Here is a 14,375-nt window from a genome sequence, read left to right on the forward strand (position 1 = left end):
AGTTATTTGATAATGAACTGTAAGAAAAACAATTCATGCACAAAAGTATCCGTATAAGGAAAAAAGAAAGCACCTCTTTTAAAGAGGTGCGATTTTCAGACGGTAAATTCTTTTTAACAGAATCGTTGACGTGATGAGTGAGACAATCTCAGCGATAGGAATTGCCCACCAGACAGCATGCAGTCCAAACAGGATTGCGAAAATATAAGCAATCGGTAGAATCGCAAAAAGCTGTCTTGCCAGAGAAACGATCAGGCTGTAGACCCCATTTCCCAAAGCCTGGAATACAGAACCGACAATGATGTTATATCCGGCGAACAGGAAACTTAAGCTGATGATCCGAAGTGCCGGTACGCCGATAGCAAGCATCTGGTCTGATGCATCAAACAGTGTGAACAGGAAGAAACGAGGACAGGTCTGGAATAATACAAGACCGATCATCATAATCGTCACTGCAATCGCGACACTGAATTTAGCTGTCTGTATAATACGGTGTTTATTTCTGGAACCATAATTATAAGCAACGATCGGAATCATACCATTGTTCAATCCAAATACCGGCATGAAGATAAAGCTCTGTAATTTAAAGTAGACACCAAATACAGCAGTTGCAGTTGAAGAGAACATTAGCAGGATTTTATTCATACCGAATGTCATGACGGAAGTGATTGCCTGCATGATGATCGATGGAACACCTACTTTGTAAATAGTGGCGATCGTGCGTCCGTGAGGGCGAAAACCTTTCATATTAATATCAATTTCATGATTTTTCGTATGATTAAAAAATGCTGCTAAAATAACACCAACAATCTGTCCGGTAATGGTGGCAAGTGCAGCTCCGGCAACTTCCAGTCGTGGAAATCCGAACAGACCGAAGATCATAATCGGATCAAGAATAATATTGATGATCGCTCCGGTTCCCTGTGTGATCATGTTGTAAATTGTTTTTCCGGTAGACTGCAGAAGACGTTCGAAGGTAATCTGCATGAAAATTCCGAAAGAACAGATTGTGATAATGCTTAAATATTCTGTACCGTAAGCAACGATCTCAGGATTCTTTGTCTGGACAGAAAAGAAAAAATGAGAACCGATGCCGCCGATAATTGCAAATATGATAAAACTTAAAACAGCAAGGAAAATACCATTTTTTGCAGCACGATTGGCACCTTTATAATCTTTTTCACCAAGATTACGGGACAGAAGTGCGTTGATACCAACGCCGGTTCCAGACGCGACAGCGATCATCAGCGTCTGGATCGGGAAAGCGAGTGATACGGCAGTTAGTGCGTCTTCACTTAGTTTGGCTACGAACATGCTGTCTACAATATTATACAATGCCTGGACGAGCATGGATAACATCATCGGCAGTGACATTGAGATAAGCAATTTTGGAACCGGCATGGTTCCCATTTTATTTTCATGGACAGGTGTTGTTTTTTGTTTTGTTTGTACCATAAAAATCCTCCTTTAGAATAAAAACATGTAAATGCACACGTAAACTTAATTATAGCATTTGCAGATGGAATTAACAATATATAATATGATAACATACTTTTTCTTTGTCTCTGATATGAGCATAAAAGTGGAGCGTAAGTTTTATGATATGTGAATACGGGACAGAATTGCGGGAGTATGAAGTACAGTACATTCGTATGGTATCTTTTGATTCGGACATCATAGTAGAAAACAGCACGATACAACATAACACGAAGTAATACATACAGGGTATTGCAGTGGGGACATAGGTTGTCAAGCATTAAATCTGCCGCATAGGATTTTGGGCAGATACATATATTTTTACAAAGTGCAAATCAAATGGTATGGGAGAACATGAAGAAAAGAGAGAAGAAAGAAATCAAAGTGATGTGTGCTTTGTTGTATATGATGGGACTTTGTCTGGCACTTGGAATTTCTCTGCGTCCGGTGGCGAAAGAACCACATCCGGAAGACAGACTCATACAAAACAGTGATAAATCTGTTCTGGCAGACGGGAAGATGCAGGCCGGCAAAAAATCAGTTTCGGTAGATGGAAAGTTACAATTGGAAGATGGACAGCAGATGAGTGATTATGTAAGAAAAGATAACGAAGCGAAGAAAGTGGCAATTACATTTGACGATGGACCAAGTGGAAAATACACAAAAAAACTGCTGGATGGTCTGAAAAAGAGGAAAGTTAAGGCAACATTTTTCCTGATTGGGGAAAATGTGAAGCGCTATCCGGAAATTGTAAAGCGGATGAAAAAAGAAGGACATCTGATCGGGAATCATACCTATCATCATGTCGAGCTGACATCACTGCCGGAAGATAAGGCGAGGCAGGAAGTAGAGCAGACAGATCAGACGATCAGTAAGATCACAGGTGAACATGTGGCTTATATGCGACCACCGTTTGGGGCATGGAAGAAAGAGATGGAGACGGAACTGGAAGTGATGCCGGTGCTATGGACAGTAGATCCACTCGACTGGACGACGAAAAATGTGGATGAAATTGTGCGGAAAGTAGTGACGCAGACAAAGGAAAATGATATTATCTTATTGCATGACTGCTATGATTCCTCTGTGAAAGCTGCGTTTCGGATTATTGATCAGCTCAGGGACAGAGGATTTGCTTTTGTAACGGCAGAAGAACTGATTATTGATTAATCAACGGAAAAGCTTTTAACTGTATAGAAAGCAGAAAGTACAAAAAGTTAATCCGTACAGGAAGTAGAAAGTATAAATAGGAAATGTTAATCTGTACAGGATGTATAGATAGAAACATAAGATAGAGAGGCGATAAAGAATGGACTTATTTGATTATGTCAGAGAGAAAAATATGGATAAGGAAGCACCGCTCGCATCCAGACTCAGACCAACGACGTTGGAAGAAGTTGTCGGGCAGGAGCATATTATAGGAAAAGACAAACTTCTATACCGGGCGATCAAGGCGGATAAATTAAGTTCCGTCATTTTTTATGGACCGCCGGGAACCGGTAAGACAACACTGGCAAAAGTCATTGCCAATACGACAAGTGCAGAATTTACGCAGATCAATGCAACCGTTGCCGGTAAGAAAGATATGGAAACAGTGGTGCAGAAGGCAAAAGAACTGCTGGGAATGTATCAGAAGAAGACGATCCTTTTCGTAGATGAGATCCACCGTTTTAATAAGGGGCAGCAGGATTATCTGCTCCCGTTTGTGGAAGACGGTACGATCATCCTGGTCGGTGCGACAACGGAGAATCCATACTTTGAAGTAAATGGTGCGTTGATCTCCCGCTCCAGTATTTTCGAACTGAAACCGCTGAAAAAAGAAGACATTAAGAAATTATTGCAGAGAGCAGTCTATGATGTGGAAAAAGGAATGGGCAGCTACCGCGCAGAGATTGATGAAGATGCGCTGGATTTCCTTGCTGATATAGCCGGAGGAGATGCAAGAAGTGCACTTAATGCGATAGAACTTGGTATTCTGACCACCGAACGAAGTGAAGAAGACGGGAAAATACACATTACACTGGATGTGGCATCCGAGTGTATCCAGAAACGAGTCGTGCAATATGATAAGACGGGAGATAATCATTATGATACAATCTCGGCGTTCATTAAGAGTATGAGAGGATCTGATCCAGATGCGGCAGTCTATTATCTGGCGAAGATGTTATATGCCGGAGAGGACATCAAATTTATCGCAAGACGAATTATGATCTGCGCGTCAGAAGATGTCGGAAATGCAGATCCGATGGCTCTGACCGTAGCCGTGTCTGCCGCACAGGCAGTAGAACGGATCGGTATGCCGGAAGCACAGATTATTTTATCACAGGCGGTTTTGTATGTAGCTACTGCTCCAAAGAGCAATTCCGCATGCAATGCGGTATTTGCAGCAATGGATAATGTGAAACAGAAGAAGACAACAGTTCCTTCTTATTTACAGGATGCGCATTACAAGGGTTCTGTAAATTTAGGACATGGCGTTGGTTACAAATATGCACACGATTATCCGAAACATTATGTGAAACAGCAGTATCTGCCGGATGAGATTAAAGATGAGAAGTTTTATGTGCCAAGTGATAATGGACATGAAAAAGACATACAGGCGTGGATGAAATATATTCGCGAATAAATTTGGGACGGGGATTTTCTGGAAAATCCCCGTCCCAAATTAAAATCCCCCTGTCCCTTTTTAATTATTTCTGTAAAGAACCGTCAATATTTACAGTGACAACCTGCCAGGGAATGAATTTCCCGCTTGCTTTTAAAGCTTCTTTTGCGGCATACTCCAGACCGCCGCAGCAAGGCACTTCCATGCGGACAATGGTAACGCTCTTGATGTCGTTTCCGGCAATGATCGAGGTCAGTTTTTCAGTGTAATCGACAGCATCCAGCTTCGGACATCCGATGAGAGTAATGCGGTTGCGGATGAAACGGTTGTGGAAATCAGCGTAAGCGTATGCAGTACAGTCGGCTGCGATCAGCAGGTTTGCACCGTCAAAATAAGGAGCATTGATCGGAGCAAGCTTGATCTGTACAGGCCACTGGCTGAGCTGGCTTACCGGAGCCGTTCCATTATCAGCAGAGGTAGCTGATTCTTCATTACGGTGCATGATGGAGCGGATGCGCTGTCCCGGACAGCCTGTGAAAGTAGATGGTTTCTCTTTGTGGGAAGATTTTTCGACAGGAGTGTCATGTTTATGAGCCTCTTTTGCATCCAGGTGTCTTTTAAGCGCGTCGCCGCCTTTTTTCTTCAAATGTTCTTTCACAGCATCATCGTCATATGCTGCAGCTTCTCTTTCTATAAAATGGATGGCATCGGTCGGACAGGCAGGAAGGCAATCGCCCAGTCCGTCACAATAATCGTCACGAATCAGCCGTGCTTTCCCATCGATCATCTGGATTGCACCTTCATGGCATGCGTTTGCACAGGCACCGCATCCGTTACATTTTTCTTCGTCTATTTGAATAATTTTTCTGATCATGTAAAATTCTCCTTTTCATATAATAAAAATTAAATGGTTTACTTGTTTTGTCTTGCTTAGTCTACTACAATAAAAATAAAAAAGATGTTGTATTTCCAACAAAAGGAGATTTTTTATGAAAATAAATGAAATTCCATTATTTGGAGGAATCCGGGAGGAAAATCTGACAGAAATGTTAAAATGTCTGGATGGAAGAGAAAAAAGTTACAGAAAAGGAGAGATGATCCTTACGGAAGAAGAATCATCTGCAGGTGCGGGATTAGTATTGGAAGGGATGGTGCAGGTTGCCGAAGAGGATGTGTTTGGCAACCGTAATATTCTGGAGCATGTAAAAACGGGACAGTTATACGGGGCTGCATTTTCCTGCGCGGGAATTAAGAAGAGTCCGGTCAGTGTAATGGCGGTGACAGATTGCAGAATACTTCTTATTAATATGAATAAAGTGATCGAGACATGTCCGATGTCGTGTACATTTCACCAGCGGCTCATCAGCAACCTTGTCCGGATCATGGCAATAAAAAATGTTGCATTGAATGAAAAAATCAGCCATATTTCCAGACGGAGTACAAAAGAAAAACTGTTATCGTATCTTTCGGATTGTGCAAAGAAGGCACAGAGTATGCATTTTACGATTCCTTTCGACAGACAGGAACTTGCCGATTATCTCTGCGTGGAGAGAAGTGCCATGTCTGCGGAACTTGGTAAATTAAAAAAAACAGGCATACTGGACTGCCGGAAGAATGAATTCTGGTTAAAAGAAATGTGACCGGAAGACACTATGATTTCAGAGGGAGTATTTTATACTGAAAACAGAACAAATTGGAGGATTGTCGCATGAAGGAACGAAAAGACAAGAAAATGCAGCATATTTTGGAATCACTGTTTTTAGATACAGCGCTTCCGTTTCGTGTAAGGCTGTTTAATATACTGGCGATCGTGGGAGTACTGATCAGTGTGATGAATGGTATTTTTTCTTATATGAACAGTGGAAATCCGGTGTTGTTATTTACCAATGGGGTGACAGCGGTCTTATCTTTTTCACTTTTATATTATGCATATAAAAGCCGAAATTATCAGTTCTGTTATTTTATAACAATTATAGCGATCTTCATGATCCTGTTTCCAATTCTGTTTTTTAAAGGCGGCGGTTACAAAAGTGGCATGCCATGTTTTTATGTCTTTGGAATTTTATTTACTGTATTTATGCTGGAACGTTTGCAGATGATCTGCTGTGTATTGATTGAACTGATAATCTATATTGCAACAATAGGAATTGCCTATGCATACCCGCAGACGGTTATCTGGTTTCTGTCGGAGAAAGAGATCGTTATTGATACCATCGTAGGCGTTGCAGTATCGAGTCTTGCTATCGGTACAGTTACTTACCTGCATTTCCGTCTGTATAACAGGCAGCAGATCTATCTGACAGAAGCGAGAGAAGAAGCTATGAAAGCAAATCAGGCGAAAAGTGTTTTCCTTGCAAATATGAGTCATGAAATACGGACACCGATCAATGTGATGCTTGGAATGAATGAAATGATACTCAGGGAATGTGATTCGGAGGATATCAGGCAATACGCACAGGGAATTGAAAAATCCGGAAATTATCTGTTATCATTGATCAATAACGTGCTGGATATTTCCCAAATTGAATCCGGAAAAATAAAGATTACAAAAGAACCATTTTCTATTTCGGCACTTGTACAGGAAATCTGGCTGTTAGGATCCGGACAGGCGGAAAATAAAAATCTGGAGTTTCAGGTGAAAATAGATGAAACGCTGCCGGAATATATAAACGGGGATGCTTTACATATGAAACAGATTATGCTGAATCTGATCAGTAACGCTGTGAAATACACGGAGAACGGTTCTATTGTATTCCAGGTGGAAAGATGTGGCGAAAAGATCCGTTTTTCTGTGAAAGATACCGGATATGGCATAGAGAAAGAAGCAATGAATACGTTATTTGATGCATTTACCAGAGTGGATGTGAAAAAATACAGAAATATTGAAGGAAGCGGTCTGGGGCTGGCAATTGTCAGAGAACTCTGCCGGGAGATGGATGGAAAGGTTGAAGTACAAAGTGAAGTCGGGACAGGGAGCAGATTTACGGTAACATTTCCTCTGGAAGAGGCAGGAAAACAAAAATCCGGAGAATGGCATCCAAGGAAAGAAATAGAAGAAAAGCATGCGCGCACTTTTGTTGCACCGGATGCAAAGGTTCTTATTGTGGATGACAGGGAAGAGAACCTGCGAGTGATTTGTTCACTGTTAAAACATACCAAGATCCGCACAGATACAGCAGTGAGTGGCTTGGAATGTATCGAGAAAGTCAGAAAAGGAAATTATCATATGATATTTCTTGATTATATGATGCCGGAAATGGATGGGCTGGAAACATTTCGGCGTATGAAGGAGATGGAAATCCGTGTTCCGGTGATCGCACTGACGGCAGATGTTACAAGTGGAATCCAGCAGATGTTTGAAAAAGAAGGATTTGCCGCTTATTTATCAAAACCGATTCGCTGGGAGAGAATGGAAGAGCTGCTTCTGGCTTATCTGCCGGATATACTGGTTACAAAAAGCAGCCGAAAAGAATGGAAAATATCAGGAAAAGATTACAACCGGCTGAAAGCACAGCTGCAAGTCTGTGAGATCCAGATGGAAAAAGGACTGCATTTACTGGATGGAAATATATATCAATATGCAAAATTGATAGAATTTTTTACAGATTATTATGAACCGAATCGCAGGCAGATGGAGAAAATGGAAAAAGCACTGGAATATGCAGATACAGAAAAGAAAAGGACTGAGATCCTGATGGCACTGACCGGTGAAATGCATACACTGAAAAGCAATGCAAAAGCAATTGGCGCAGGAGAACTCTCAGAGCTGGCACAGGCGATGGAAGTGCATGGCAAAGAAATGGATGCGGATTATTTCAAATATGCAATGCCGCTTCTTTATCTGGAATGGGAGAGAACGGTAAAAGGAGCCAGACAGTTCCGGAAAGAAATAGTGCAGCTCATACCGCAGAGAGAAAACGAAGAAGCAGAGAGTACCATAGCAGATATAAACCTGAAAGAAACCTATGAAAAAGCATTACGGGAAGCATTGATGCGTTATCAGGGGAAGGAAGCTTCCACCTGGAATCAAAAGCTGCTGGACACAGAAAATGATCCGGAGAGAAGAAAGCTGTTGGAACAGATCGGACAGAAAATCCGCGAGCTGGATTTTGAAGAAGCAGAGAGTATTTTCAGAAAGTGGAAGGAGGAACACTGATGGAGAAAAAACATGTATTGATCGTGGATGACGATCTGATTTTATTAAAGACAGCAGAAGAGATTCTGTCAGAATTTTACAGTGTCAGTGTAGCCAAAGCCGGGAGCCAGGCGATTGCACTTCTGGAAAAAGGCGTGATCCCGGATCTGATCCTTCTGGATATTGCTATGTCTGGAATGGATGGATATGAGACACTAAATGAGATGAAGAAGATTCCGGCGGCAGGCAGTGTGCCGATTATTTTCCTGACCGGATTTTCCGATGCAGATTATGAAGTGCGAGGATTAAAATCCGGCGCGGTAGATTATATTGTGAAACCATTTGTGAAAGAAGTACTGCTTGCAAGAGTGGAACGCCATTTACAATATGAAGAAGGACGGGCCAGAGAAGAACGAACGGAAGAAATAAAGGAGAATGAAACGTATAAAAAGATGCAGGAAGTGTTAAGCCCAATCGAGTGGAAGATTGCGCAGGCAGTTGCAAAAGGGATGGACAACCGGGAGATCGCGGCGGAATATCATTATTCTTATGGTTATGTGAAAAATGTAATTACTCGCATATTTTCAAAACTTGAGGTGGAGAAAAGAAGAGATCTGCGGAAAATGTTTGAAGGATAGGGGATGTTCGGTTGTGTTTTACATAGAAAAAGGCTATAATAGAGGAAATATATAACCACGCAGGAGGAATGCAAAATGAAAATTTTTGACACAGTAAACAAAGCAGAAGTAGAAGTAAATGGAACAGACGGACTGGTTCAGCTTATGAAAGACGGCCGTCAGGTAGATCTTTATCTGAAAGAGAAGAAATCTGATGAAGACGGATACATGAGCTGGGATGTAGAACACTGGTCAAGTGTAGATGGTAAAAGATTTATCCGCTGCTATTCATTAGAGGGACGTGTATTAAGTGAGTCTACAGGACATAATATCTATGATTTGGCAAATGATTTCAAACCGGAAGAGGCTGCAAAAGTAGAACTGAGCTAGACTGTTTTAAAGCGTTTGAAAAGAATCTAAAAAAATAATAAATACTGTTGACAAACAGAAAAAGGAGTGCTACATTAATAGTCGAAAGATGTTAGCACTCCTTTTTAATGAGTGCTAACAAAGAAAAATCCGAAAGGAGGAGAGCTGATGTTAGAAGAACATGGACTGAGTGATCGTAAGCTTAAGATTTTACATGCGATTATACAGACTTATCTAGAGAGTGGCGAGCCGGTCGGATCGAGAACTATTTCCAAATATACGGATTTGAATTTAAGTTCAGCAACGATTCGTAATGAGATGGCGGATCTGGAAGAACTTGGTTATATCATACAGCCACATACATCGGCAGGTCGTATTCCTTCGGATAAAGGCTACAGATTATATGTAGATATGCTGATGCAGGAGAAGGAGCAGGAACTGAATGATATGCAGGATCAGATGCTTCAGAAAGCAGATAAGATGGATCAGCTTCTGAAACAGGCAGCCAAAGTTTTAGCGAACAATACGAATTACGCAACGATGGTTTCCACTCCGATGAACAATTCCAATAAGATCAAGTTCCTCCAGTTGTCTATGGTGGATGAAGAACAGGTGATCGCGGTAATTGTTCTCGGCGGCAATGTGATTAAGAACAAGCTCATTCATCTGGAAGAACCGCTCAGCAATGAGAACCTGCTGAAGCTGAATATGCTTTTGAATACAACACTCAATGGTATGTCCATTGAGGAGATCAATTTAGGACTGATCGCAAGACTCAAAGAGCAGGCAGGTATTCACAGCGTGGTGATTGGCAACGTACTGGATGCAGTCGCAGATACGATACAGGTCGATGAAGATATGCAGATCTATACAAGTGGTGCGACGAACATTTTCAAATATCCGGAGCTCAGCGATAAGCAGAGCGCTCAGGATATCATCAGTGCATTTGAAGAAAAACAACAGCTTACAGAGCTTGTAACCCAGACACTTTCTCATGAAGAGAATACAGGAATCCAGGTTTATATCGGTGATGAAGCACCGGTACAGAACATGAAGGACTGCAGTGTCGTGACCGCAACCTATGAATTAGGCGAGGGCATGAAGGGAACGATAGGCATTATCGGACCGAAGCGGATGGATTATGAGCATGTTTTAAAATCTATGAAGCGTCTCCAGACAGAACTGGATCAGATGTTTCATAAGAATGAATAAGAAAGGTGGAAGTACCCTTGGAAGATAACAAAGAAAAGAGCCAGGAAGAGATGGTAAAGGAAGCTGTGGAGGAAGCAAAGAAGACAGCTGAAGCCACTAAAGAAGAGGCAGCCGAAGACGAAGCGAAGGAAGCAGAGAAAGAGGACAGCAAAGAATCCGATACAGAAGAGAAGAAATCCGGCAAGAAGTTATTTGGCAAGAAGGATAAGAAAGATAAAAAAGACGAGAAGATTGAGGAACTGACTGACAGACTCACTCGTCAGATGGCAGAGTTTGATAACTTCCGCAAACGTACAGAGAAGGAGAAATCCCAAATGTACGAAGTTGGTGCGAAAGATATCATAGAGAAGATTCTTCCGGTTGTAGACAATTTCGAAAGAGGTCTGGATGCAGTGAAGGAAGAAGACAAAGAGGATCCATTTATCCAGGGAATGGAGAAGGTTTACAAACAACTGATGACAACACTGGAAGGAATCGAGGTGAAACCTATCGAAGCGGTAGGTCAGGAATTTGACCCGAATCTTCACAATGCGGTTATGCATGTGGAAGATGAGAATCTCGGTGAGAATATCATTGCCGAAGAATTCCAAAAAGGTTATATGTATCGTGACTCTGTAGTGAGACACAGTATGGTAAAAGTAGCAAATTAGAATTTATTTAGAAATAGAACAGGAGGACAATTATTATGGGTAAAATCATTGGTATTGACTTAGGTACAACAAACAGCTGTGTAGCCGTAATGGAAGGTGGACAGCCAACAGTTATCGCTAACACAGAAGGTGCAAGAACTACACCGTCAGTAGTAGCATTTACAAAAACAGGAGAGCGTCTTGTAGGTGAACCTGCAAAACGTCAGGCAGTTACAAACGCAGAGAGAACAATCTCTTCTATCAAGAGAGAGATGGGATCTGATTATAAAGTAACTGTAGATGAGAAGAAATATTCTCCGCAGGAGATTTCAGCAATGATCCTTCAGAAATTAAAAGCAGATGCAGAAGGATATCTTGGAGAAAAAGTAACAGAAGCTGTTATCACAGTACCTGCTTACTTCAACGATGCTCAGCGTCAGGCTACAAAAGATGCCGGTAAGATCGCAGGACTTGATGTAAAACGTATCATCAACGAGCCTACGGCAGCAGCACTTGCTTACGGACTTGACAATGAGAATGAACAGAAGATTATGGTATATGACCTTGGTGGTGGTACATTCGATGTATCCGTAATCGAGATTGGTGACGGTGTTATCGAGGTATTATCTACAGCAGGTAACAACAGACTTGGTGGAGATGACTTTGACCAGAAGATCACAGATTACATGATCGCCGAATTCAAGAAACAGGAAGGTGTAGACTTATCTACAGATAAGATGGCACTGCAGAGATTAAAAGAAGCAGCTGAGAAAGCGAAGAAAGAACTTTCTTCTGCAACAACCACAAATATCAACCTGCCATTCATCACAGCTACAGCAGAGGGACCAAAACATTTTGATATGAACCTCACAAGAGCTAAATTTGATGAACTGACACACGACCTTGTGATGAAGACATCTGAGCCGGTTCAGAGAGCATTATCTGATGCTGGTATCACAGCTTCTGAGCTTGGTCAGGTACTGCTGGTTGGTGGATCTACACGTATCCCGGCTGTACAGGAAGAAGTAAAACGTCTGACAGGTAAAGAGCCTAGCAAATCTCTGAACCCAGATGAGTGTGTAGCACTTGGTGCTTCTGTTCAGGGTGGTAAACTTGCAGGAGATACAGGCGCAGGCGACATCCTTCTCCTGGATGTAACTCCACTGTCACTGTCTATCGAGACAATGGGTGGTGTAGCCACAAGACTGATCGAGAGAAATACAACAATCCCGACAAAGAAGAGCCAGATCTTCTCTACAGCAGCAGATAACCAGACAGCCGTTGATATCAACGTTGTACAGGGTGAGAGACAGTTTGCTAAAGACAACAAGTCCCTCGGACAGTTCAGACTGGATGGAATCGCACCGGCTCCGCGTGGAGTACCGCAGATCGAAGTTACATTCGATATCGATGCAAATGGTATCGTAAATGTATCTGCAAAAGATCTTGGAACAGGAAAAGAGCAGCATATCACAATCACAGCAGGATCTAACATGTCTGATGAAGATATTGATAAAGCTGTAAAAGAAGCTGCTGCATTTGAAGCACAGGATAAGAAACGTAAAGAAGGAATCGATACAAAGAACGAAGCAGATGCATTCGTATTCCAGACAGAGAAAGCATTGTCTGAAGCTGGAGACAAACTGGATGCAGCTGACAAAGCAGCAGTAGAAGCTGACTGCAAAGCACTGAAAGATCTGCTTGAGAAGGCAAATACAGAAGAGATGACAGATGCTCAGATCGCTGAGATTAAAGCAGCAAAAGAAAAACTGACAGAGAGTGCTCAGAAACTCTTCACAAAGATGTATGAGCAGGCAGGAGCTGCAGCTGGCGCACAGGGAGCTGATCCGAACATGGGAACAGGTGCACAGGGAGCAGGTCCGGCACCGGAAGGATTCCAGGGAGACGACGTAGTAGACGGAGATTATAAAGAAGTATAAGACCTGGTAAGATAGGTTGTTCTGTGTGTCCGGTGTAAGCCGGGCACACAGAACTTCTTTCTGTTTCACAGTATCCGTAAGAAGCTGTCAGTGGCAGGTGCTTACAGATACAGGAAAGGCAGATTAGATTTACAGTGGAAAGGGATAAGAGATGGCAGAATCAAAGAGAGATTATTATGAAGTGCTTGGCGTAAGCAGAGATGCAGATGAAGCCACAATTAAAAAAGCATACAGAAAAGTCGCTAAAAAATACCATCCTGATATGAATCCTGGTGATGCAGAGGCGGAAAAGAAATTCAAAGAAGCATCGGAAGCCTATGCGGTACTGAGCGATGCAGACAAACGTCGTCAGTACGACCAGTACGGTCATGCAGCCTTTGAAGGTGGCGCAGGCGGAGCCGGTGGATTCGGCGGATTTGATTTTAACGGCGCAGATTTCAGTGACATTTTCGGAGATATGTTTGGTGATCTGTTTGGAGGCGGCCGAAGAGGCGGTCGTGCCAGTCAGGGACCTATGAAAGGTGCAAACATCCGCAAGAGTGTCAGAATTACATTTGAAGAAGCAGTGTTTGGCTGTGAAAAAGAGTTGGATGTTGTATTAAAAGATTCATGTCCGAAATGTAATGGAACAGGTGCAAAACCGGGAACATCCCCGGAGACATGTTCAAAATGTGGAGGAAAAGGTCAGGTTGTTTATACACAACAGTCCTTCTTCGGAACAGTACAGAATGTACAGACCTGTCCGGACTGTCACGGAACCGGTAAAATCATCCGTGAGAAGTGTTCAGGCTGCGGTGGAACCGGTTATGTTTCCAACAGAAAGAAAATATCTGTATCCATTCCGGCAGGTATTGACAATGGACAGAGTGTAAGAATCCGTGAAAAAGGAGAACCGGGCGTGAACGGCGGACCAAGAGGAGATCTTCTGGTAGAAGTGGTTGTATCCAGACATCCGATCTTCCAGCGGCAGGATATGCATATTTTTTCTACGGTACCGATTTCATTCGCACAGGCAGCACTTGGTGCAGATGTGAAGATCAAGACCGTAGACGGAGATGTGATCTACACTGTAAAACCGGGAACCAAGACCGGTACAAAAGTACGTCTCAAAGGCAAGGGAGTTCCTTCTATCCGAAGTGCAAGCATCCGTGGCGATCATTATGTAACACTGGTGATCCAGACACCGGAACATTTAAGTGCAGAAGCGAAAGAAGCACTCCGCAAGTTCGATGAGCTTTCCGGCAATACTTTGCATACACCGGAATCATCCGAACCAAAGGATTCTGCAAAAGGCGGAAAGAAGAAAAAAGGCTTTATGGATAAAGTGAAAGAAGCTTTTGAGGATTAGAAGAGATTTATTAGCCATAGATGAATAATGAACAGAAAGAGAATGTG

General features: G+C 42.4%; 12 protein-coding genes. 10 read left to right on the forward strand and 2 right to left on the reverse strand.

Annotation, left to right across the window (positions count from 1 at the left end; all coding sequences use genetic code 11):
- Positions 1–78: 78 nt before the first annotated feature.
- Positions 79–1,455, reverse strand: a complete 1,377-nt coding sequence (locus DW152_RS09015) for an MATE family efflux transporter (RefSeq protein WP_118288465.1) — start codon at positions 1,453–1,455, stop codon at positions 79–81.
- Positions 1,456–1,830: 375 nt separating this feature from the next.
- Between DW152_RS09015 and DW152_RS09020 the strand changes: the two genes are divergently transcribed.
- A complete protein-coding gene (locus DW152_RS09020) occupies positions 1,831–2,643 on the forward strand; it encodes a polysaccharide deacetylase family protein (protein ID WP_118288466.1) in 813 nt (270 codons plus the stop codon).
- Positions 2,644–2,782: 139 nt separating this feature from the next.
- Positions 2,783–4,099 carry a replication-associated recombination protein A gene (locus DW152_RS09025; RefSeq protein WP_021861393.1) on the forward strand — a complete coding sequence of 439 codons (1,317 nt, stop codon included), beginning with the start codon at positions 2,783–2,785 and terminating at the stop codon, positions 4,097–4,099.
- A gap of 64 nt (positions 4,100–4,163) precedes the next feature.
- On the opposite strand, the gene DW152_RS09030 is transcribed toward DW152_RS09025, so the two are convergent.
- On the reverse strand, positions 4,164–4,952 hold the full coding sequence (locus DW152_RS09030; RefSeq protein WP_117537366.1) for an ATP-binding protein: 789 nt from the start codon (positions 4,950–4,952) through the stop codon (positions 4,164–4,166).
- Between the two features lie 115 nt (positions 4,953–5,067).
- Between DW152_RS09030 and DW152_RS09035 the strand changes: the two genes are divergently transcribed.
- The 8 genes from DW152_RS09035 to dnaJ all read left to right on the forward strand — a co-directional run bounded on the left by DW152_RS09035 (position 5,068) and on the right by dnaJ (position 14,328).
- The gene (locus DW152_RS09035) at positions 5,068–5,718 is read left to right on the forward strand and encodes a Crp/Fnr family transcriptional regulator (RefSeq protein ID WP_117537365.1); all 651 of its coding nucleotides are present in this window, start codon (positions 5,068–5,070) and stop codon (positions 5,716–5,718) included.
- 68 nt (positions 5,719–5,786) lie between these two features.
- On the forward strand, positions 5,787–8,234 hold the full coding sequence (locus DW152_RS09040) for an ATP-binding protein (protein ID WP_117537364.1): 2,448 nt from the start codon (positions 5,787–5,789) through the stop codon (positions 8,232–8,234).
- Positions 8,234–8,851 (forward strand): response regulator transcription factor, encoded by a 618-nt coding sequence (locus tag DW152_RS09045; RefSeq protein ID WP_117537363.1) that lies wholly within the window; start codon positions 8,234–8,236, stop codon positions 8,849–8,851. The genes DW152_RS09040 and DW152_RS09045 overlap by 1 nt, the downstream gene beginning before the upstream one ends.
- 75 nt (positions 8,852–8,926) lie before the next feature.
- Positions 8,927–9,220 carry a hypothetical protein gene (locus DW152_RS09050; protein WP_021861388.1) on the forward strand — a complete coding sequence of 98 codons (294 nt, stop codon included), beginning with the start codon at positions 8,927–8,929 and terminating at the stop codon, positions 9,218–9,220.
- Positions 9,221–9,367: 147 nt separating this feature from the next.
- Positions 9,368–10,411: a heat-inducible transcriptional repressor HrcA gene (hrcA, locus tag DW152_RS09055; RefSeq protein ID WP_021861387.1), complete on the forward strand. Its 1,044-nt coding sequence runs from the start codon at positions 9,368–9,370 to the stop codon at positions 10,409–10,411.
- Positions 10,412–10,461: 50 nt separating this feature from the next.
- Positions 10,462–11,061, forward strand: coding sequence for a nucleotide exchange factor GrpE (gene grpE / locus DW152_RS09060; protein WP_199537825.1), 600 nt, complete (start codon positions 10,462–10,464; stop codon positions 11,059–11,061).
- A gap of 35 nt (positions 11,062–11,096) precedes the next feature.
- Positions 11,097–12,980: a molecular chaperone DnaK gene (dnaK, locus tag DW152_RS09065; protein WP_021861385.1), complete on the forward strand. Its 1,884-nt coding sequence runs from the start codon at positions 11,097–11,099 to the stop codon at positions 12,978–12,980.
- A gap of 151 nt (positions 12,981–13,131) precedes the next feature.
- The gene (gene dnaJ, locus DW152_RS09070; RefSeq protein WP_117537361.1) at positions 13,132–14,328 is read left to right on the forward strand and encodes a molecular chaperone DnaJ; all 1,197 of its coding nucleotides are present in this window, start codon (positions 13,132–13,134) and stop codon (positions 14,326–14,328) included.
- Positions 14,329–14,375 lie beyond the last annotated feature (47 nt).

Source organism: Dorea sp. AM13-35 (assembly GCF_003473885.1).
GTDB lineage: Bacteria > Bacillota > Clostridia > Lachnospirales > Lachnospiraceae > Dorea_D > Dorea_D hominis.